The 1,072-nt window shown below is 56.7% G+C and carries 1 protein-coding gene; it reads right to left on the bottom strand.

Going from position 1 to position 1,072, the window contains the following annotated elements; genetic code table 11:
• A partial coding sequence (locus FYJ74_RS11580; RefSeq protein ID WP_154529722.1) for an ISNCY family transposase occupies window positions 1-1,072 on the bottom strand: 1,072 nt, incomplete at both ends.

Below are 1,072 nucleotides of genomic sequence, written 5' to 3'. Positions count from 1 at the left end.
GCCGCGCAAAGAGAAAATTCCAATCGACCTTGCCTTCCGGCTTCACATAAACGTCCTCACCCTCAGCCGGATTGACGGCAAACTTCCGGTTGTGCCTGACGATGAGCTTCGGCAAAACCTCGTTGGCCGCAGAGATATCCGAGACGCCAAGAAGCCTCAGTTCCCCGGGCAGCCTGTCCTGCATCGTGTTCCAAAGCCGTTCGACGCGCCCCTTCGCCTCCGGCGTCAAGGCAAAAACCTGCCCGATCCCAAGATCCTTCAGCCCCCGCCCGAAACAGCTTGACGGCTCTCCCTTCCCCGCCTCATTCCCTTCGTTCCCTTCGATCCAATCCTCATCATCCCGCGCCCGTGCCTTGGGAGAACGGAAAATCGCATGCCGGTCGCTGTAAATCGCCATCGGCAGCCCGTAACGCTCGATCCCCATTCCCAGAGCCGTAACATAGCCCGCCATACATTCGTTCTCCGAGAAGTGAGCGCCGACGACAATCCCCGAGGCGTCGTCAATATAAGCGTGCAGCGCCGCACGCCCGTTCTCCCTGCCAAACCATTCAAAAGACGTGGCGTCAGTCTGCCACAACATCCCCGCGGCCTCCTTCCGCGGTCGAGAACGGTGAAGCTTCGGCCGCCGCCGTACCCCTTTCTTGCTCCTGATCCCCTCATCCTTCAGAATGCGTACGACACTTGCTCGGCTGAGCTTGATCCCCTCCCGTTCGTTCAGGTATTCCGTAAAGTGAGAGAAGTTGAAATCGTAATACACCTCGCGATACGCCTTCAGCACCGACTCCCGAACCTCATCTCCGATCCTGTGCCGAGACTTCCTGCCGCGGTTGCCGTGAATAAGCCCCGCCGTCCCTTGAGCAATGAACTTCTTCTTGATCCTGATGATTTGCCGTTGACAGAGCCCCAGTTTCTCCGCCGCCTCCTTGTTCGTCATACGGCCGTCGACAAGCGCTCCGATAACTCTGATACGATTCAGTTCCTTTCGTAACAATGTCATTCGCTCCTGTTTCATGGATGCTATTATCTCAGAGTGACATTTTCCTGGAACAGTTATGGGGGACTTTATCACTGA

The organism is Pyramidobacter porci, from assembly GCF_009695745.1.
Classification (GTDB): Bacteria; Synergistota; Synergistia; order Synergistales; family Dethiosulfovibrionaceae; genus Pyramidobacter; species Pyramidobacter porci.
The sequence above is the reverse complement of the archived record's forward strand: the minus strand, read 5'-3'. Positions and strand labels throughout refer to the sequence as shown.